The sequence below is a fragment of the Nitratireductor sp. OM-1 genome (assembly GCF_003296175.1).
Classification (GTDB): Bacteria; Pseudomonadota; Alphaproteobacteria; order Rhizobiales; family Rhizobiaceae; genus Nitratireductor; species Nitratireductor aquimarinus.
The window spans coordinates 1,258,735-1,278,886 of the sequence record NZ_CP029208.1 but is presented as its reverse complement, the minus strand read 5'-3'; the positions used below and the strand labels follow the sequence as shown (position 1 = coordinate 1,278,886).

15 protein-coding genes are annotated in these 20,152 nt (G+C 64.2%); 6 read left to right on the top strand and 9 right to left on the bottom strand.

Features of this window, described 5'->3' with window-relative positions:
* Positions 1 to 2: 2 nt before the first annotated feature.
* From DEJ54_RS06095 to pgi, 6 genes are all read right to left on the bottom strand, one after another.
* Entirely contained in the window at positions 3 to 1,748 is a 1,746-nt protein-coding gene (locus DEJ54_RS06095; protein ID WP_113153786.1) for an ABC transporter ATP-binding protein, read from the bottom strand.
* Positions 1,745 to 2,584 carry an ABC transporter permease gene (locus tag DEJ54_RS06090; RefSeq protein ID WP_007010541.1) on the bottom strand — a complete coding sequence of 280 codons (840 nt, stop codon included), beginning with the start codon at positions 2,582 to 2,584 and terminating at the stop codon, positions 1,745 to 1,747. The genes DEJ54_RS06095 and DEJ54_RS06090 overlap by 4 nt, the downstream gene beginning before the upstream one ends.
* Entirely contained in the window at positions 2,584 to 3,543 is a 960-nt protein-coding gene (locus DEJ54_RS06085) for an ABC transporter permease (protein WP_113153785.1), read from the bottom strand. The genes DEJ54_RS06090 and DEJ54_RS06085 overlap by 1 nt, the downstream gene beginning before the upstream one ends.
* Positions 3,544 to 3,805: 262 nt before the next feature.
* On the bottom strand, positions 3,806 to 5,314 hold the full coding sequence (locus DEJ54_RS06080) for an ABC transporter substrate-binding protein (RefSeq protein ID WP_371685964.1): 1,509 nt from the start codon (positions 5,312 to 5,314) through the stop codon (positions 3,806 to 3,808).
* Between the two features lie 79 nt (positions 5,315 to 5,393).
* Positions 5,394 to 6,332, bottom strand: a complete 939-nt coding sequence (gene murQ, locus DEJ54_RS06075) for an N-acetylmuramic acid 6-phosphate etherase (RefSeq protein ID WP_113153784.1) — start codon at positions 6,330 to 6,332, stop codon at positions 5,394 to 5,396.
* 261 nt (positions 6,333 to 6,593) lie between these two features.
* The gene (gene pgi, locus DEJ54_RS06070; protein WP_113153783.1) at positions 6,594 to 8,234 is read right to left on the bottom strand and encodes a glucose-6-phosphate isomerase; all 1,641 of its coding nucleotides are present in this window, start codon (positions 8,232 to 8,234) and stop codon (positions 6,594 to 6,596) included.
* Positions 8,235 to 8,396: 162 nt separating this feature from the next.
* Here pgi and DEJ54_RS06065 point away from each other — a divergent pair, with 162 nt between their 5' ends.
* Positions 8,397 to 9,893 carry a PLP-dependent aminotransferase family protein gene (locus DEJ54_RS06065; protein WP_113153782.1) on the top strand — a complete coding sequence of 499 codons (1,497 nt, stop codon included), beginning with the start codon at positions 8,397 to 8,399 and terminating at the stop codon, positions 9,891 to 9,893.
* Between the two features lie 42 nt (positions 9,894 to 9,935).
* Here DEJ54_RS06065 and chrA read toward each other — a convergent pair whose 3' ends face one another.
* Positions 9,936 to 11,153 carry a chromate efflux transporter gene (gene chrA, locus DEJ54_RS06060; protein ID WP_113153781.1) on the bottom strand — a complete coding sequence of 406 codons (1,218 nt, stop codon included), beginning with the start codon at positions 11,151 to 11,153 and terminating at the stop codon, positions 9,936 to 9,938.
* A 147-nt stretch (positions 11,154 to 11,300) separates the two neighbouring features.
* Between chrA and DEJ54_RS06055 the strand changes: the two genes are divergently transcribed.
* Entirely contained in the window at positions 11,301 to 11,783 is a 483-nt protein-coding gene (locus tag DEJ54_RS06055) for a carbon monoxide dehydrogenase subunit G (protein WP_113153780.1), read from the top strand.
* 141 nt (positions 11,784 to 11,924) lie between these two features.
* On the opposite strand, the gene paaG is transcribed toward DEJ54_RS06055, so the two are convergent.
* Together paaG and DEJ54_RS06045 are read right to left on the bottom strand one after the other, a co-directional pair.
* A complete protein-coding gene (paaG, locus tag DEJ54_RS06050; protein ID WP_113153779.1) occupies positions 11,925 to 12,722 on the bottom strand; it encodes a 2-(1,2-epoxy-1,2-dihydrophenyl)acetyl-CoA isomerase PaaG in 798 nt (265 codons plus the stop codon).
* 146 nt (positions 12,723 to 12,868) lie between these two features.
* Complete coding sequence (locus tag DEJ54_RS06045; protein ID WP_113153778.1) at positions 12,869 to 14,029, bottom strand: Mrp/NBP35 family ATP-binding protein; 1,161 nt, start codon at positions 14,027 to 14,029, stop codon at positions 12,869 to 12,871.
* A 173-nt stretch (positions 14,030 to 14,202) separates the two neighbouring features.
* On the opposite strand from DEJ54_RS06045, the gene DEJ54_RS06040 reads away from it, so the two are divergent.
* From DEJ54_RS06040 to fdhF, 4 genes are all read left to right on the top strand, one after another.
* Positions 14,203 to 15,102 (top strand): LysR family transcriptional regulator, encoded by a 900-nt coding sequence (locus tag DEJ54_RS06040; RefSeq protein WP_113153777.1) that lies wholly within the window; start codon positions 14,203 to 14,205, stop codon positions 15,100 to 15,102.
* 95 nt (positions 15,103 to 15,197) lie between these two features.
* Positions 15,198 to 15,671: a formate dehydrogenase subunit gamma gene (locus DEJ54_RS06035; RefSeq protein WP_113153776.1), complete on the top strand. Its 474-nt coding sequence runs from the start codon at positions 15,198 to 15,200 to the stop codon at positions 15,669 to 15,671.
* Positions 15,668 to 17,224, top strand: coding sequence for an NADH-quinone oxidoreductase subunit NuoF (locus tag DEJ54_RS06030; protein ID WP_113153775.1), 1,557 nt, complete (start codon positions 15,668 to 15,670; stop codon positions 17,222 to 17,224). Before DEJ54_RS06035 ends, DEJ54_RS06030 begins: the two co-directional genes overlap by 4 nt.
* A 10-nt stretch (positions 17,225 to 17,234) precedes the next feature.
* Entirely contained in the window at positions 17,235 to 20,138 is a 2,904-nt protein-coding gene (fdhF, locus tag DEJ54_RS06025) for a formate dehydrogenase subunit alpha (protein WP_113153774.1), read from the top strand.
* The last annotated feature ends 14 nt before the right edge of the window (positions 20,139 to 20,152 follow it).

The following is a 20,152-nucleotide window of genomic DNA, read 5'->3' as shown; positions in this document are numbered from 1 at the left end:
GCTCATGCCTCCGCCCGCGCCATGTGGTCGGGACCAAAACTCTGCCAGTTGGCCGGCTCCGGCTCGAAGCCCAGCGGCCGCACCAGCGACGGCACCTGCCGCGTGTCCACCTCAAAGGTCTCTTTGCGCCGGTCGACGCTCGGCACCGCCGAGATCAGCCGTTTCGTATAGGCGTGTTTCGGATCGGAAAGAACCGACGCCGCATCACCGATCTCGACGATCTGCCCCGCATAGACCACCGCGATGCGGTGCGCGATGCGCTCCACCACCGCCATATCGTGCGAGACGAAGAGATAGGCGAGGCCGAACTCGCGCTGCAGGTCCACCAGGAGTTCCAGCACCTTGGCCTGCACCGAAACGTCGAGCGCCGAGACGGCCTCGTCCAGCACCACTACGGACGGGTTGAGCATCAGCGCGCGGGCGATACACAGGCGCTGCCGCTGGCCGCCGGAAAACTCGTGCGGATAGCGCTCCAGCGCATTCTCCGGCAGGCCTACCCGGTCAAGCAGCATGCGCATGCGCGCCTGCGTTTCACCGTTCAGCCCGCCGCCGGCGGCAATCACCGGCTCGGCCAGAATGCTGTCCACCCGAAGTCGCGGATTGAGCGAGGCATAGGGGTTCTGGAACACCATCTGCACCGGCTTGCTGCTCTGCCGCCCCGCGCCATTCGTGTTGGCGGAGAAGGTGCCGCGCGTCGGCTCGACAAGCCCCAGAATGGCGCGCGCCGTGGTCGATTTCCCCGAGCCGCTTTCGCCGACAATGCCCAGCGTCTCGCCCGGCATCAGGTCGAAATCCACGCCGTCCACCGCATGAACCGCACCGGTCTGCCGGCGCAGGAGACCACCGGTCACCGGAAAGCGAACCGTCAGCCCCTCCACTTTAAGCGCCGGCGCGGCGCTTGGCTCGTCGGCCCGGCGATAGTCGGTGCGCGTGGCGCGCCCGGCCTCGAAATGCGGCACGGCGCTCAGAAGATGCTTCGTATAGGGATGTTGCGGCGCATCGAGCACCGCGTCGAGCGGTCCCTGCTCCACCGCCTCGCCATTCTGCATCACCATCACCTTGTCGGCGATGCCGGCCACCAGGCCGATGTCATGGGTGATGAAGATCATGCCCATGCCGGTCTCGCGCTTCAGCTCGGCGAGCAGCGCCATGATCTGCGCCTGCACCGTCACATCGAGCGCCGTGGTGGGCTCATCCGCGATCAGAAGACGCGGATTGCACGACAGGGCCGTGGCAATCATCACGCGCTGGAGCATGCCGCCGGAGAGCTGGTGAGGACAATATTTCAGGCGTCGTGCGGCGTCGGGAATGCGCACCCGGTCGAGCGCGTCCTTCGCCGCGTCCCGCGCCTGCCGGCCGGTCAGGCCACGATGCAGGCGGAACGATTCCTCGATCTGCTCGCCAATGGTCAGAACCGGGTTGAGCGAGGTCATCGGCTCCTGGAAGATCATGCCGATCTCGCCGCCGCGGATCTTCGTCAGCTCCTGCTCGCCGGCTGCGGCCAGATCGAGCGTGCTGCCGTCCTCGCGCCGGAACCGGATTGACCCGTCGATGATGCGGCCGCCACCGAAATCCACCAGCCGGTTGATCGACAGCGCGGTGACGGATTTGCCCGAACCGCTTTCGCCGACAATGGCCAGCGTCTCGCCGGCAGCGAGATCGAAGCTCACGCCATGGACGATTTCATTGTCTTCTGGCTTGCGGCCAAAACCGACGCGCAGGTTTGAAACGGACAGAAGCGATGTCATGCGGCCGACCTCCGCGTCTTGGGATCGAGAATGTCGCGCAGCGCATCCCCCAGAAGGTTGAAGCCGAGAATGCCGATCATGATCGCAATGCCCGGGAAGATCAGGAGCCAGGGTGCCATCTCCATCAGATTGCGGCTGTCGGCGAGCATCAGGCCAAGCGACGAGGCCGGCGGCTGCGTGCCAAGACCGAGAAAGCTCAGGCCCGCCTCCGTCAGGAGCCCCCATGCGAGCGCCAGCGTCACCTGCACCGTCAGCGGCGCGACGAGGTTCAGCATCAGATGGCGCGTCAGAATGTAGTTGCGGCTCGAACCGAAAGTGCGCGCGGCGTCCACGAAGTCGCGCGTCTTCAGGGAGAGCGCCGGCCCGCGCACCACACGGGTGAAGATCGGTGTGTAGACGATGGCGATGGCCATCACGCTGGTCCAGGTGCCCGGCCCCACGATTGCGATGATGAGCAGCGCCAGAAGGATCGCCGGGAAAGCTAGAAGCACGTCCATGAAACGCATGATCGTGCCGTCCCACCAGCCGCCGAACCACGCGGCCGCAAGACCGAGCACAATGCCCGCCACAGCCGCCAGCGCCACCGAGGCGAAAGCGACGATGAAGGACTGGCTGATGCCCAGCATCAACCGGCTCGCCACATCGCGGCCGAACAGGTCCGTGCCCATCCAGTAGGTCGCGTCGGGCGCATGCAGACGGTCGACGCGGAACTGCATCAGCGGGTCATGCGGCGTGATGCCGAGAAGCCCGAGAATGGCGATGATGATGTAAAGGCCAACGATGGCGCCGCCGATGCGGCCGCTCGAATGGCTGAAAATGGCGCGCAGCAACTGCATCACTTGCCCCCCAGCCGAATGCGCGGGTCGAGCACCGCATAGGCGAGATCGACCAGAAGATTCACGATCATGAAGTTGAGCGCGATGAACAGGACCGAGCCCTGCACCAGCGCGTAGTCGCGCTGGAGAATGGCGTCGAGCACCATGCGCCCGAGGCCCGGCAGCGCAAAAATCTGCTCCACGATCACAGCGCCGCCCAGGAGATAGCCGAACTCGACGCCGCTCAGCGTCACCACCGGGATCAGCGCGTTGGGCAGCGCATGCCGCCAGATCACCTTGCGCGCCGGCACGCCCTTGGCGCGCGCGGTGCGGATGTAATCGTCGCTCAGAATGTCGAGCATGGCCGAGCGCGAAATGCGCGTCACGGCGGCGGCGAAGGCGAAGCCCAGCGTCAGCGCCGGCAGGATCATCTGCCCCAGATTGCGCAGCGGATTTTCAAGGAAGGGCGTGAATTCGCCCATGGCCGGCAGCACCCCGAAGCCCACCGACAGAACATAGATCGCCAGAAGCGCGAACACGAAGTTCGGCGTCGACTGGCCGATCATCGCGAAGATGCGTACGGCGAGGTCCGACGGCTTTTCATTGCGCGTGGCGGCGAAGATGCCCGCCGGAAGACCGATGGCGAGCGCGATGACCATGGAGAGAAGCGCCAGCTCCAGCGTCAGCGGAAAGCGTTCGAGGATCACGTCGAGCACCGGCTTGCCGAAGGTCACGGAAACGCCGAGATCGCCCTGAACCGCACCCGCAAGCCAGCGCCAGTACTGGGTGAACCAGCCCTGATCGATGCCGAAATAGGCCTCAAGCGCTGCGCGCTGATCGGGCGTCAGAAGCCCGGCCTCTGTTCCCAGCATGGCGGTGATGGCGTCACCCGGCACCAGCCGGATCGAAACAAAGACGAGGATGGACACCCCGAGCATGACCAATGGAAAGGTCATCAGCCTTCGGGCCAGGTAATTCATGAAGCTTCCACTCCGTGTCCTTCTAAATGCAATCGTCTTGTGCGGTTGTTGAGGGTCGAGCCCTTCATGCCGGCCCCGTGCTTCGCCCCTCGACAAGCTCAGGAGGCTCACCATGAGGGCCGGGGACGGGGCCTGCCCGGACTGGTGGGATCAACCTGTCATTACAGCGCCAGCACCCTCACGGTGAGCTTGTCGAACCACGAACCACGGGGGTGCCAGGCGCAAACGGGGCCGCGCGTTCAGGCGCAGCCCCGTCTGGCAATCACTCGCCGACCGTTACCTCGGTCAGGCCGAACAGCGTGCCGGTCGGGGAAGGCACGAAGCCGCCCACATTCTTCTGCTGCGCGGTGTAGGTGTAGCCCGTGTAGAGCCAGATCCACGGCGAAACCTCGGCGAGATGCGTCTCGAACTTGGAGAAGATCTCCTTGCGCTTCGCCGGGTCGGTCTCTTCACGGCCTTCCTGCATCAGGCTGTCCAGCGTGTCGTCGATATAGTTGGCGACATGCTGCAGGTTGCCTGCCTTGGTCCAGTAGCGGTTGTACATGGAGAACGGATCGGCGCGGCCGCCATTCAGAGCCACCGCCATGTCGAAATCCCCCTTCAGCCAGGTGTCCACATAGACGTTGAGCTCCATCATCTTGATGTCGAGATCGATGCCGATCTCGGCAAGCTGCGACTGGATCACCTGTGCTTCGGCAGCGGCTGTGGGCGGCTCGCCCGTGGCTGCGATCACCGTTGCGGAAAAGCCGTCTGCATATCCGGCCTCGGCCATCAGCGCCTTGGCCTTCTCGACATCGCGCTCATAGCAGAACAGCGAAGCCGGGTCCGAGCGGTAGGCCGGCATGGTCAGCGGGCCGGTCACGGCGCCCTCGCCCAGAAGCGCAGTATCGAGCACGTCCTGACGGTCGATGGCGCAGGAGATGGCCTGACGCACGGCCAGCTCCGTCATCGGCTCGCGCGACGGGTTCAGCTGCAGCACGTGATAGGCCAGAACCGGCGTGCGGCTCAGTTCGAGGCTCGCCTCGTTCGGCACCAGCGTGGCCACGAGCGGATCGTTGATCAGCGCGAAATCCACCTGCTTGGTGCGCAGCGCCGCCAGAATGGCGGTCTCGTCCGGCAGAACGGAAATGTTGATGCCGTCGACCTTCACCTCGCCGCCGGCCCAGTCCGGGTTGGCGCTCAGAACCTCTTTCTGGTTCGGCTCCCAGCTGTCCAGCTTGAACGGGCCGGAGCCGATCGCCTTCGTGCCGATCGTGCCGGCCTCGATCTCGCTCGCCGGAGCAACGGCAGCGTTGATGCTCGTCATCGCCGTCAGCATCGGAACGTCCGGCTGCGACAGGTTGAAGACAACGGTCGTCTCGTCCGGGGTATCGATGCTCTCGATGGAGGTGAAGTTGGCGCGGGCGGCAGCGCCCGTCGCTTCGTCCAGAATGCGCTGGAAGGAAGCCTTTACGTCAGCCGACGTCACCTTCTCACCGTTCTGGAACTGCGCATCGCCATCCAGCTTGAAGGCCAGCGTCTTGCCATCCTCGGAAAACTCCCAGGTCTCGGCCACAGCCGGAACGATCTGCAGCTCGGCGTCGAGACGCACCAGCGGCTCATAGACCAGTTCCAGAAGCCGAAGCGACGAGAAGGCCGTCTGCTTGTGCGGATCAAGGCCCGTCGCATCCTGCGACCAGGCCATGCGCAGCGTCTCGGCCGCAGCCGGCGCAATTGCCGTCGTTGCGCCGAGCGTTGCCGCGAGCGCCACCGACGCTGCGAAATTCTTCATCAAAGTTTTTCCCATGATCATCTTCCTCCGAAAGCGATTGATGCCAGCGGCCTTTCGACGGACCGCATGAATGCCTGCTTCACTTGCTGGCCGTCTGGCCCTGCCTGTCGTTTATTGCCTTGCGCAGAAAGCCGCCAGCCTGCTCGAGCGCCGCGCGCGCCTCCTCCACATCCATGTCCGTCAATGCGATGAAGATCGCGAGTTTCACATCATTGCCACTCTGGCCCAGCAGCGTCTCGGCCTCGTCCGCCGAGCAGCCCGTTGCCTCCATGACAATGCGCGATGCACGCGCCAGAAGCTTCTGGTTGCTGATGTTAACGTCCACCATCAGGTTCTGATAGATCTTGCCGATGCGGATCATGCTCGCCGTGGAGAGCATGTTGAGGATGAGCTTCTGCGCCGTACCCGATTTCATCCGCGTCGAGCCGGTCAGGATTTCCGGCCCCACCACGGGCGCGATGGCGATATCGGCAATCGCGCCGATGGCCGAATCCGGGTTGCACGAAAGCGAAACGGTTTTCGCACCGGTCTCGCGGGCGTATTTCAGGCCGCCGATCACATAGGGCGTGCGGCCGCTCACCGCGATGCCCACCACGACATCCCTGTCGGTGAGCGCCAGATCGACAAGCGCCTGCCGTCCCTGTTCCGGGTCGTCTTCCGCGCCTTCAACGGCGTGCCTCAGCGCATGGTCACCGCCGGCGATCACCCCGGTCACCATGTCTTCGGGCACGCTGAAGGTGGGCGGGCATTCCGAAGCGTCGAGCACGCCGAGCCGGCCGCTCGTGCCAGCGCCCATATAGATCAGCCGGCCACCGTTCTGAAACGCCTCGACGATGCGGTCGACGGCTTCCGCGATCTCCGGGATCACCTTTTCGACGGCCAGCGGCACGTCTTTGTCTGCCGTGTTGATGAGTTTGAGGATTTCGGTCGTCGGCTGCAGATCGATCTGCATCGTGTCGGGGTTGCGTCCTTCCGAAACGAGCTTTTCCAGCTCCGACATAAGCGTCTGCGCGTTCATAACGTCTCCCGAAATCGCCTTCCGGCGCGCGGTCTCACCGCTTTCGCCGGTCTACTCGCCTTTCAGAAGTGTTAAGATTGAAAATTCCAAGAGTCAATTACAGTTAGGAATAATCTATTCCTGTCCGGATGCACGGAAACCCCGACCGGACCGGCTCTCCCATGAGAGCTGGCCCGCCGGTTCAGGTACAAAATGACCGTCTGGAAACAGGATGGCGGGGTGCCGGCGCTACCCCCTGGAAGGAGGAGGCCGGCGTCCGATTCAGCCTTCGCGCAGCGCCGTGATGCGTTTCACCATGCCTGCGGTTGCGGCATCGCGATCGGCAGCGTCCACCTTGCCCTCGACCACGGGCAGGAGTTCCGTGGCGAGCTCCTTGCCCAGCTCCACGCCCCATTGGTCGAAAGCGTTGATGCCGAAGAGCTGCGCCTCGACGAAAACCCGGTGTTCATAGAGCGCGATCAGGCGGCCAAGCGCATAGGGATCAAGCTTGCGGTAGAGAACCGTCAGCGACGGCCGGTTGCCGGTGAAGACCCGATGCGGCGCGATCCGCCTGATCTCGTCTTCGGGGAACCCCTTGTCCAGAAGCTGCGCTTCGGCCTCGGCCAGCGTGCGCCCCTTCATCAGGGCTTCAGCCTGCGCAAGACAATTGGCCACCAGCAAATCGTGATGGTGCTGCAGGCCAGCCTCATGGCCTTTCGCCGCCAGCATGAACTCCACCGGAATAATGTCGGTGCCCTGGTGCAGAAGCTGGAAGAAAGCGTGCTGGCCATTGGTGCCCGGCTCGCCCCACACCACCGGCCCGGTGGGCGTGATGACCGGCGAACCGTCGAGCCGCACGCCCTTGCCGTTCGATTCCATATCGAGCTGCTGGAGATAGGCCGGCAGCCGCTCAAGGCGCTGGTCATAGGGAATGATCGCGCGGGCCGGATAATCGCACACGACCCGGTGCCAATAGCCGACGAGACCAAGAATAGCCGGCAAATTTTCTCTCAGCGGTGCGGATTTGAAATGCCGGTCCATGGCTTCCGCACCGGCGAGCAGACGGCGGAAATCATCAGCACCAAGCGCGATCATGATCGGCAGGCCAATGGCCGACCACAGCGAATACCGCCCGCCAACCCAGTCCCAGAATCCGAACACGCGCGCCGGATCGATGCCGAACTCCGCCACCTTGTCGAGCGCGGTGGAAACGGCGGCGAAATGATCGCCCGTCGCCGACTGCCCGAGCTTTGCGGCGACCCATTTCTGCGCCGTGCGGGCATTGGTCATCGTCTCGATGGTCGTGAAGGTCTTCGAGGCGATGATGAAGAGCGTGGTCTCCGGATCGAGCCCCGACAGCGTGTCGGCAATATGCGCGCCATCCACGTTGGAGACATAATGAAGGCGCGGCCCGTCATGATAGGGCGAGAGCGCCCGCGTCACCATGACGGGGCCAAGGTCCGAGCCGCCAATGCCGATGTTCACCACATCGGTGAAGGCCTTGCCGGTCGCGCCATGGATCGCGCCCGAACGCACGCCGTCGGCAAAAGCGTCCATCGCCTCCAGCACGGCGCGCACATCCGGCATCACGTCATCGCCGTCATTGTAGACAGCACCGCCGGAGAGCGCGCGCAGAGCCGTATGCAGCACGGCGCGGTCCTCGGTGACGTTGATGTGTTTGCCGGCAAACATATCGTCCCGCGCCTGCTCCAGCCCGGCAGCCTCGGCAAGCTTGAGGAGCAGCCCCACCGTTTCCTCGTCCACTGCGGCGCGCGAATAATCCAGCGTCAGATCATCGAGAGCGAGCGAGAAGCGGGCAAAACGATTCGGGTCGGAATCAAAGGCGGCGCGCATATCCATGGGCGCGGTTTTCCCGCGATGCTCCAGAAGCGCAGCCAGCGCGGTTTCGAATGCCGTGTCCAAGGGGGCCCTCCTGCAAAAAGAAACGCGCCTCTTTTATCAGACAAAATGAGGCGGCACAGGGGGTTGCTGGCATCCATCAATTTCTTTGTTGGAACAATCAATTGTACCAGGGTTGACATGCATTGCCCCAAGGTTACGCTCCGCCCCGGAGAGGAAAACCATATGTCAGCCAGAAACGACACCGCCCTCTGGACAGGTCTGTTCAAGATTTCCCCCGAATCGGGACAGACGCTCCAGGCACAGATCCGCCAGGCCATCGTGTCGGCAATTCTCGATCGCCAGATCGCCCCTTCCATGCCGCTTCCATCCTGCCGCATTCTCGCGGAAAAGCTGGGTGTTGCGCGTGGTACGGTGGTGCTGGCCTTCCAGCAGCTCGTCGATCAGGGCTTCCTGATCGCGCGCGAGCGCCGCGGTCACTTTGTCAATCCGGAAGTGCTGGCCGCGCCCCCGCGCCCGCCGCGCAAACAGGGTGGCAAGGATGGCGTGAACTGGGGCGAGCGGTTCCAGATTCTGGCCAGCGAAATGCCCGAGCCGCGCAAGAACGAAGACTGGATGAAGGCCTCTTATCCTTTCGTCTATGGGCAGTTCGATCCGGGGCTTTTCCCGACCGCCGAATGGCGCGAATGCAACCGCATGGCGCTTGCCGTTCTGGAGATTCGCAACTGGGCGGCCGATATGGTCGACCGTGACGACCCGCTCTTGATCGAGCAGATCCAGGCGCGGCTCCTTCCGCGTCGCGGCATCTTCGCCAATCCCGACGAAATCCTGATCACGCTCGGCTCGCAACACGCGCTTTACATGCTCGCCACGCTGCTCATGAGCCGTGGCAAGAAGGTGGCCGTGGAGAACCCCGGCTATCCCGACGCGCGCTCCATCTTCCAGCTCGCCGGCGCGCAGATCGCACCGGTTCCCGTCGACCGGCAGGGCATCGACGTGGCGCAGATTCCGGAAGATGCAGACTTCGTTTTCGCCACGCCGAGCCATCATTGCCCGACCATGGTGCCGCTCAGCCAGGCGCGCCGCGAGGCGCTTCTGGAAGGGGCGGAGCGCAATGACTGGATCGTCATCGAGGATGATTATGACAGCCAGCTCGCCGACGAGCGCCCGCAGGCAGCCCTCAAGGGGCTCGACCGCACGGGCCGCGTTGTGCATCTGGGCTCCATGTCCAAGACGCTCGCACCGGGCCTGCGCATGGGTTACATCGTTGCCCCGGCTGACCTGATCGCAGAACTGCGCGCCTTACGCCGCTTCATGCTGCGCCATCCGCCGGCCAACAACCAGCGGGCCGTGGCGCTGTTCCTGTCGCTCGGCCATCACGACACGCTGGTGCGACGCATTTCTGCGGCCTTCGAGGAGCGGCGTGAAAAGCTTTATCAGGCTGTCGGCGACATCCTGCCGGACTGGAACGCAGCCGACATTCGCGGCGGCACCTCGCTCTGGCTCGAAGGCCCGCCCGGACTGGACACTGTGGCCCTTGCCAAATCGGCTGCCCGGCGCAGCGTTCTGATCGAGCCCGGTGCGCGCTTCTTCATTGACCGCCCGCGCGCGACGCAGTTCATGCGACTTGGCATTTCGTCCATCGCGGCCCAGCAGATCGAGCCCGGCATCCGCGAGCTCGCAGCAGCCGCTTCCGCCGAACATCGACGCGCCGCTGCATAACCGCAGACAAAGGCCCCTCCCGGTTTCCGGGACGGGCCTCTGTCAAAAGACTGCCAGCGCCATTCCCGCCAGCGCGCACAGCACCACCACCACCCATGGCGGGGCCTTCCACACCGTGAGAAGCAGAAAGCCGACCGCCGCCAGCGCAAAGTCTGCCGGTGCAAGGATCGCCGTGGTCCAGAGCGGATCGTAAAGAGCCGCCGCCAATATGCCGACCACCGCCGCATTCGTGCCCATCATCGCCGCGCGCGCCGCATCGAACTGGCGGAAACGGTCCCAGAAGGGCGCAACGCCCATCAAAAGCAGGAAGCCCGGCAGGAAGATCGCGACAAGCGCGATTGCAGCGCCGGCCACGCCCGTGGGCGGCATGTGCAGAACCGCGCCCAGATAGGCAGCGAATGTGAAGAGCGGTCCCGGCACGGCCTGCGCCGCGCCGTAGCCGGCAAGAAACGCATCCTGCGGGACCCAGCCGGGCTCTACCACGCCCGCCTCAAGCAGCGGCAGCACCACATGCCCGCCGCCGAACACCAGCGCGCCCGCACGATAGAAGGTGTCGAACACGGCAAGCCCCTGCGTCATCTGCCCTGCCAGCGGCAGACCGAACAGCAGAAACGCGAAAAGGGAAAGGCAGATGATCCCGGCGCGCTTCGACAGCCCGAAGGCCACCGTCTGCCCAGCCTCACCGACCTTATCCCGGCACAGCCACCAGCCAAGCAGCGCGCCAGACAGAATGGCCGCAATCTGCGCGAAGGCGCTGGCCGCAAACGTCACCAGAACAAGCGCTGCAAGCGCGATGCCTGCGCGCTCGCGGTCCGGGCAGAGCGACCGCGCCATGCCCCACACCGCCTGCGCCACCACGGCCACCGCCACGATCTTCAGCCCGTGCAACAGCCCCGCGCCGAGCGGATTGTCGAGCGCCCCCGCAAAAAGCGCGAACGCAAAGAGAAGCAGGGCCGAAGGCAGGGTGAAGGCCGCCCACGCGGCTGCCGCCCCCATGGGGCCTGCCCGCAGGAAACCCAGCGCAAAGCCCACCTGGCTGCTCGCCGGGCCGGGCAAGAACTGGCACAGCGCAACGAGGTCCGCATAGGCCTTTTCGTCCAGCCATTTGCGCCGCACCACCAGCGCGTCGCGGAAATAGCCGAGATGCGCGATGGGGCCACCGAACGAGGTCACGCCGAGCTTGAGGAAGACGCGGAAAACCTCTCCCGCCGTTCCCTTTGCCTCTGCCCCTGTTCCGCCCCGCACGTCGCTGTCGCTCATTGTTCCACCTGATGTCTCGGCCGATTCGATGTCGCATAATCGCGGCATATGTCACCCGCAAGACAACACTGCCGACGCCCGCGCGGATGGACAAGACGCAAGCAGTGGGTTAGCCAGATTGAGACATGATTTCAGGAGGGACGCGCCATGGCCATGGTCATCGAAGGTGAAGAACGCATCGAAGCGCCGGTGGAAACGGTCTGGCAGGCGCTGAACGACCCGGACGTGCTGAAAGACTGCATTCCCGGCTGTCAGGAATTGGAAAAGACGTCGGACACCGAGTTCGAGGCAATCGTCGCCCTGAAGATCGGCCCGATCAAGGCCAAGTTCAGCGGCGCGGTTGAGCTCACCAATCTCAACCCGCCGCACTCCTACACGATCAGCGGCGAGGGCAAGGGCGGCGTGGCCGGTTTCGCCAAGGGCGGCGCCGATGTGTCGCTCAAGGAAGACGGCCCGGACGCCACCATCCTGACCTACAGCGCCAAGGCCGATGTCGGCGGCAAGATGGCCCAGCTCGGCAGCCGCCTCATCCAGTCGACCTCCAAGAAGCTGGCCGGCCAGTTCTTCTCCGACTTCAACACCCGCGTCACCGGCGGCGACACGGAAGAAGCCGAAGCGCCCTCAGCCTGAGGACGCTTTTTCGTTCTGGAGATTTCCTGATCGAGCGGGTCATCGTTTCAGTGAAACGCTGCCCGCTCTTTCTCTTTTGCACCTGAATACGCAAGGGCGCATGAATAAATGTCAGGCACGGGCAACTGACTGCAAGATGCCCTAGCCCTTGAACACGGGCTTGCGCTTTTCGAGGAACGCCGCGACGCCTTCGCGGTAATCGTCCGAGCGGCCGGCCTCGCGCTGCAGTTCGCGCTCCAGCTCCAGCTGCGCGTCGAGAGAGCTTCCCGGCGCGGCGTGGATCGCTTTCTTGATCAGGCCATAGGCCTGCGTCGGACCGTGCGCCAGCTTGGTCACCAGCGCTTCGGCCTCTTCCATCAGGGCGTCGTCTTCCACGGCACGCCAGATCAGGCCCCAGTTCGCAGCATCTTCCGCCGAGAGCGGCTCGCCCGTCAGCGCCAGCGCCTTGGCGCGCGGCTCGCCCAGAATGCGCGTCAGGAACCATGTGCCGCCGGAGTCCGGCACCAGCGCGATTTTGGCGAATGCCTGGATGAACTTCGCCGATTTCGCCGCCAGCACGATGTCGCACGCCAGCGCAATGTTCGCGCCAGCGCCAGCCGCAACGCCGTTCACCGCACAGACGATGGGCTTGTTCATGCCGCGCAGCTTGCGCACCAGCGGATTATAGAAATTTTCGATCGTATAGCCGAGGTCCGGCTTGCTTTCCATCTTGGCCGGATCGCGATCGCCCAGATCCTGCCCGGCGCAGAAGCCGCGCCCCGCGCCCGTCAGAAGCACCGCACGGCAGCCCTCATCCGCAGAACAGGCTTCCAGCGCGTCCCGCAGCGCCACATGCTGCGCTTCGTTGAAAGCGTTGAGCTTTTCCGGCCGGTTCAGCGTGATCCGATGCCAGCCATCAAGGCGCTCATGGAGAATGGTTTCGGTGTTGTCGACGCTCATGCTGCAACCTCCAGAGCAAATGGCAAGCAATTGGCAGAGCGTCCCGCGCACGCCCGAGCGGGCGTGCGGTGCTCCTCGTTGGTCGATACGTTACACAGACGACCGCTTTGTTCAATCGCCCGTAACGCATTATTCCCCGTAGCGCATTAATCGAAGACGATGGCCGGGGTCTCGTCCGCCGCGCTCTGCATGGCCGCCGCCAGCTGCGTCTGCACCTTAGCGGCAATGTCCCTGTAGACCTTCGCCTGCGCGCCCTCCGGGTTCGACGCCACAACGGGCGTTCCCGCATCCGAGGTTTCGCGCACATCCATCGTCAGCGGCACTTCGCCAAGGAACGGAACGCCAAGCCGCTCCGCCTCGTTCTTCGCGCCGCCATGGCCGAAGATGTCGTAGCGTGCGCCCGTATCGGGGGCGAGGAAGTAGCTCATGTTCTCGACGATGCCGAGCAGCGGCACATCCACCTTGCGGAACATGTTCAGCCCCTTGCGCGCGTCGATCAGCGCCAGGTCCTGCGGCGTCGAGACGATTACCGCGCCGGCCAGCGGCACCTGCTGCGCCATGGTCAGCTGTGCGTCGCCCGTGCCGGGCGGCATGTCGACCACCAGCACGTCCAGTTCGCCCCAGGCCACGTCGCGCAGCATCTGCCGCAGCGCCGAAACGACCATCGGACCGCGCCAGATCATCGGCGTGTCTTCCTCGACAAGGAAACCCATGGACATGACCTTCACGCCGAACGCCTCCATCGGCTTCAGCGTCTTGCCATCGGCGGTTTCCGGCTTTCCCGTGAGGCCGAGCAGACGCGGCATGGAAGGCCCGTAAATATCCGCATCGAGAATGCCGACCCTGAGCCCGAGCATCTTCAGCCCCAGCGCCAGATTGACGGCGGTGGTGGATTTGCCGACGCCGCCCTTGCCGCTGGCTACGGCGACGATGGCCTTGATGCCCGGCACATCCTGCTTGGCCGGCTGCTGACCGGCTTGTGCGGCGGGGCCACCCGGCATCGGACGCTGGGGGGCCGGTTTCGGACGCGGCGGTGGTGTGGCGCCCATGCCACCGCCCTGCTTCTCGGCTGTCAGCGCCACCACGGCGCCCTTGACGCCCGGTAGCGACTTCACGGCGTTCTCCGCCGCCTGCCGCAGAGGCTCCAGTTCCTGGGCGCGGCTCGATGGCACGGTGATCGAGAAGAACACCTTGCCGTCGGCGATGAAAATCTCCGAGACGAGCCCGAGCGAAACGATGTCGCCCTCCAGATTCGGCCCTTTCACGGACTTTAAGCGGTCGATGACGGTCTGTCTGTCGAGAGTCATGTGCACGTGCCTTTGCTTTTTCTCCCAGATAAAGCAGATGGGTTCGATGGCCAAGAGAGGCAAATCGACCGACCCTGCGATGCGGCATTGCCAAACCGCCCCATCACGCACTGCAAGATGGGCGCTCTGCAAGATGGATTGCCCGCAGCGCGGCTGCGCTGTAGCGTCGGCGCATGATCGACAAGCTGGAATTTTTCATCGCGCTCGCCAGGGAGCAGCATTTCGGGCGGGCGGCAACGGAGCTCGGCGTCACGCAGCCAACGCTCTCAGCCGCCATCAAGCAGCTGGAAGACCAGCTCGGCGTCATGCTGGTTCAGCGCGGATCACGCTTTCAGGGCCTCACGCCCGAAGGCCAGCGCGTGCTGGAATGGGCGCGTCGCATCGTTGGCGACACGCGCACCATGCGCGCCGAGATGAAGGCTGCGCGGCGCGGTCTTGCCGGCCATGTGCGCATCGCGGCGATCCCGACCGCGCTCGCCATGCTGCCCGAACTCACCACGCCCTTTCGCGACAAACACCCCGAGGTGACCTTCTCGATCATCTCGCGCACCTCGCTGGAAGTTCTCTCGCTTCTGGAAAATTTCGAGATCGACATCGGCATCACCTATCTCGACAATGAGCCGCTCGGCCACGTCGCTGCCGTACCGCTCTACTCCGAGCGCTACCAGCTCATCACCGCCGCAAAGAGCCGGATGTCCGACCGCGAGAGCGTGACCTGGAAAGAGGTGGCCGACCTGCCGCTTTGCCTTTTGACGCCGGACATGCAGAACCGCCGGATCATCAACAAACACCTGGAAGAAGTGGGGGCGACGGCCCACCCCACGCTCGAATCGAACTCGATGATCGTGCTGTTCTCCCATATCCGCACCGGGAAATGGGCCTCAATCATGCCGCTCAACCTGGCCGAAGTTCTCGGCTTCTCCGAGCCGATCCGCGCCATTCCCATCGTCGAGCCCGACGCCAGCCACCTGGTCGGTCTGGTCGCCGTCAAGCGTGAACCGCACACGCCGCTTGTCTCCGCCCTGCTCTATGAAGCGGGCCTTCTGGCCGAGCGATACGGCGAGCATCGATAGAAATTTTCTATCGTCTGACGGATATGCTATATTGATCCTTCACACGGGATTTGTTTCTCCTCCAGAACGAGCATCGTTAGGGAGGGCGCTGCGAGATGCAGCAAGCACGTACCGAAATCACTTCCGCCGTCGAGGTCATTATCGACCGCTGGAAGAACGAAGAGGGCCCGTTACTCCCCATTCTCAATGGGATTCAGCGGGAACTCGGCCATGTGCCGCGTGAAAGCCTGCCCATCATCGCCGAGGCCCTCAATCTGACACGCGCCGAAGTTTATGGCGTCGTATCGTTTTATCACGACTACCGCGAGAAGCCGGCAGGCCGTCACGTGCTGAAACTGTGCCGGGCCGAAGCCTGCCAGTCGATGGGCGGCGATGCGGTGGCCGAGAAGCTGCAGAAGCTGCTCGGCATCAAGTTTCATGAGACCTCCGCCGATGGCGCGGTGACGCTGGAGCCCGTCTATTGCCTCGGTCTGTGCGCCTGTGCGCCCTCCGCCATGCTCGACGGCGAGGTGATTGGCCGGCTGGATGAGGCGCGGGCCGAGGAAATCGCAGCAGAGGTGCGGGCATGACCATCAACATCTACATTCCGCGCGATGCCGGTGCGCTGGCGCTGGGCGCCGAAAAAGTCGCTGCCGCCGCGCGTGAGGAAATCGAGAAACGCGGTCTCGACGCGAAGATCGTTCGCAACGGCTCGCGCGGCATGTTCTGGCTTGAGCCCATGGTCGAGGTGGAAACCGCCGAGGGCCGCGTGGCCTATGGGCCGGTGAAGCCCGGCGACGTGGCGGGCCTGTTCGACGCCGGCCTGATCGAAGGCGGCGCGCACGACCTCTCCCTCGGCAAGCCCGAGGAAATCCCCTTCCTTGCAAAGCAGACCCGGCTGACCTTCGCCCGTTGCGGCATCATCGATCCGGTCTCGCTTGAGGACTACGAAAAGCATGGCGGCCTCCGTGGCCTGCGCAACGCGCTTGAAAAAACGCCGCTCGGCATCGTCGAGGAAGTCACCGAATCCGGTCTTCGCGGCCGTGGCGGAGCGGGCTTCCCGACCGGCATCAAGTGGAAGACGGTGCACGACACCGACGGCCCGCAGAAATACATCGTCTGCAACGCCGACGAAGGCGATTCAGGCACCTTCTCCGACCGCATGATCATGGAAGGCGATCCCTTCGTGCTCATCGAGGGCATGACGATTGCCGGCATCGCGACGGGTGCGACCAGGGGCTATGTCTACCTGCGTTCGGAATATCCCAATGTTCACCGCATCCTGAACGAGGCCATCGACGCCGCCCGCGCCGCCGGCATGCTCGGCAAAAGCGTGCTCGGCTCGAAATACGCCTTCGACATGGAAGTGCGCGTGGGCGCCGGCGCTTATGTCTGCGGTGAGGAAACGGCGCTGCTCGACAGTCTGGAAGGCAAGCGCGGCCAGGTCCGCGCCAAGCCGCCGCTGCCGGCGCATGAAGGCCTGTTCGGCAAGCCGACCGTCATCAACAATGTGATCTCGCTCGCCTCCGTGCCGATCATTCTCGACAAGGGCGGGGCCTATTACCGCGACTTCGGCATGGGCCGTTCGCGCGGCACCATTCCGATCCAGATCACCGGCAATGTGAAGCATGGCGGATTGTTCGAGGCAGCCTTCGGCATGACGCTCGGCGAGCTGGTGGACGATATCGGCGGCGGCACCGCCACGGGCCGTCCCGTGCGCGCCGTGCAGGTGGGCGGTCCGCTCGGCGCTTACTGGCCGCGCGACCTGTTCGACACGCCCTTCGACTACGAGGCGTTCGCCGCCAAGGATGGCCTCATCGGCCATGCCGGCATCGTGGTCTTCGACGATACGGTCGATCTCCTGAAGCAGGCGCGCTTCGCCATGGAGTTCTGCGCAGTGGAAAGCTGCGGCAAGTGCACGCCCTGCCGCATCGGCTCGACGCGCGGTGTCGAAGTGCTCGACCGGCTGAAGCAGGGCATCGCGCCCGAAGAGCAGATCGAGACCGTGACCGATCTCTGCAATACGATGAAGTTCGGATCGCTGTGCGCACTGGGTGGCTTCACGCCCTACCCTGTCATGAGCGCACTGACCCATTTCCCGGAAGATTTCCGCCCCGCGCCCGTGCGCGAAGCAGCGGAATAGGAGGAAACCCATGTGCGGAACTCAAGAACGTGGAACCGACAAGCGTTTCGTAGAAGAAATCGACTACGGCACACCCGCTGTCCGCTCTGACAAGACGGTAACGCTTACCATCGACGGCCAGTCTGTCACCGTTCCGGAAGGCACCTCGATCATGCGCGCCGCGCGCGAGGCCGGCATCGCCGTGCCCAAGCTGTGCGCCAACGACATGGTCAAGAGCTTCGGCTCCTGCCGTCTCTGCCTCGTCGAGATCGAGGGCAAGGGCGGCACGCCGGCATCGTGCACCACCCCGGCCATGGACGGCATTTCCGTCAACACCCGGACCGACCGCCTCAACACCATCCGCCGCGGCGTGATGGAACTCTACATGTCCGACCATCCGGAAGACTGCCCGGCCTGCGCCATGGGCAATTGCGAGATGGCGAACATGGCCGAGAGCGTTGGCCTCAAGCAGAACCGCTATGGCGATGAAGGGGCAAACCACCTCGAACCCTCGCCCATCGGCGAGCATGGGGTGAACTTCAAGGAACTGGACGTTTCCAACCCCTATTTCGCTTACGATCCGTCCAAGTGCATCGTCTGCTCGCTGTGCGTTCGCGCCTGTGAGGAGCAGCAGGGCACCTTCGCCCTGACAGTGGAAGGCCGTGGCTTCGAAAGCCGCATCACCGCCGGCATGGACGAGCCCTTCCTCCAGTCGGAATGCGTTTCCTGTGGCGCCTGCGTGCAGGCCTGCCCCACCGGCGCGCTACAGGAAAAGTCCATCATCGAGATGGGCATGCCCGATCATTCCGCCGTCACCACCTGCGCCTATTGCGGCGTTGGCTGCTCGTTCAAGGCAGAGATGAAGGGCGAGGAAGTCGTCCGCATGGTGCCCTACAAGGATGGCAAGGCCAATCGCGGCCACTCCTGCGTGAAGGGCCGCTTCGCCTATGGCTACGCCACCCACAAGGACCGCATCCTCAACCCGATGATCCGCGATAAGATCACCGACCCGTGGCGCGAAGTGTCCTGGGAAGAGGTCTACGCCCATATCGGCAGCGAGATCGGCCGCATCCAGGAAAAATACGGCAGGGCTGCCGTCGGCGGTATCACCTCGTCGCGCTGCACCAATGAAGAGACCTATCTCGTTCAGAAACTGGTGCGCCAGGGTTTCGGCAACAACAATGTCGACACCTGCGCCCGCGTCTGCCACTCGCCCACCGGCTATGGTCTGAAAACCACTTTCGGCACCTCTGCCGGCACGCAGGATTTCGATTCGGTCGAGCATTCCGACGTGGTTCTGGTCATCGGCGCAAACCCGACCGACGGTCACCCCGTGTTCGGCTCGCGCCTGAAGAAGCGCCTGCGCGAGGGCGCAAAGCTGATCGTCATCGATCCGCGCCGCATCGAGCTGGTGCGCACGCCCCATGTGGAGGCGAGCTACCACCTGCCGCTGAAGCCCGGCACCAACGTTGCCGTGCTGACCGCGCTTGCCCATGTGATCGTCTCCGAAGGCCTCTTCAACGAAGCGTTCATCCGCGAGCGCTGCGACTGGGACGAGTTCCAGGACTGGGCGAGCTTCGTTCTCCAGCCGGAAAACAGCCCGGAAGCCATTGAAAAGATGTCCGGCGTTTCGGCGGAGCTGATCCGCGGTGCGGCGCGTCTTTACGCCACCGGCGGCAATGGTGCGATCTATTACGGCCTCGGCGTCACCGAGCACAGCCAGGGCTCCACCACCGTCATGGCCATCGCCAACCTCGCCATGGCCACCGGCAATATCGGCCGGCCGGGCGTGGGCGTGAACCCGCTGCGCGGCCAGAACAACGTGCAGGGCTCCTGCGACATGGGCTCGTTCCCGCACGAGATGCCGGGCTACCGCCACATCTCCGAGGATGCGACCCGCGCGATCTATGAGAGCCTGTGGGGCGTGAAGCTCGACAATGAGCCGGGTCTGCGCATTCCCAACATGCTCGACGCCGCCGTCGAAGGCACCTTCAAGGCGCTTTACGTGCAGGGCGAAGACATTCTCCAGTCCGATCCCAACACGCATCATGTGGCGGCCGGTCTGGAAGCGATGGAATGCGTCATCGTTCACGATCTCTTCCTGAACGAGACCGCCAACTACGCCCACATATTCCTGCCGGGTTCGACCTTCCTTGAGAAGGACGGCACCTTCACCAATGCCGAACGCCGCATCAACCGCGTCCGCAAGGTGATGGAGCCCAAGAACGGCTATGCCGACTGGGAGGTCACGCAGGACATGGCCCGTGCGCTGGGTCAGGACTGGAACTACACGCATCCTTCCGAGATCATGGCCGAAATCGCGGCCACCACGCCAAGCTTCGCCGGTGTGACCTATGAGCTTCTGGAAAAGGAAGGCTCGGTCCAGTGGCCGTGCAACGAGAAGGCCCCCACCGGCACGCCCGTCATGCATATCGACGGCTTCGTGCGCGGCAAGGGCAAGTTCGTGCGCACCGCCTATGTGGCCACCGACGAGAAGGTCGGTCCGCGCTTCCCGCTGCTGCTCACCACCGGCCGCATCCTCTCGCAATACAATGTCGGCGCACAGACGCGCCGCACGGAGAATGTGGTCTGGCATGAGGAGGATCTGCTTGAGATCCATCCCTTCGATGCCGAGACCCGTGGCGTTCGCGAGGGCGACTGGGTGAAGCTCAAAAGCCGCTCCGGCGAGACCAGCCTGCGCGCCACCATCACCGAGCGCGTTGCGCCGGGCGTCGTCTACACCACCTTCCACCACCCGGCCACGCAGGCCAATGTGGTGACGACCGAGTATTCCGACTGGGCCACCAACTGCCCCGAATACAAGGTCACGGCGGTGCAGGTTGCCCCGTCCAACGGTCCGTCCGAGTGGCAGGAAGACTACGAGGAGCACGCGCGCCAGAGCCGTCGCATCGTGCATGTGGAGGCGGCGGAATAACCCCGCCGGTTCCA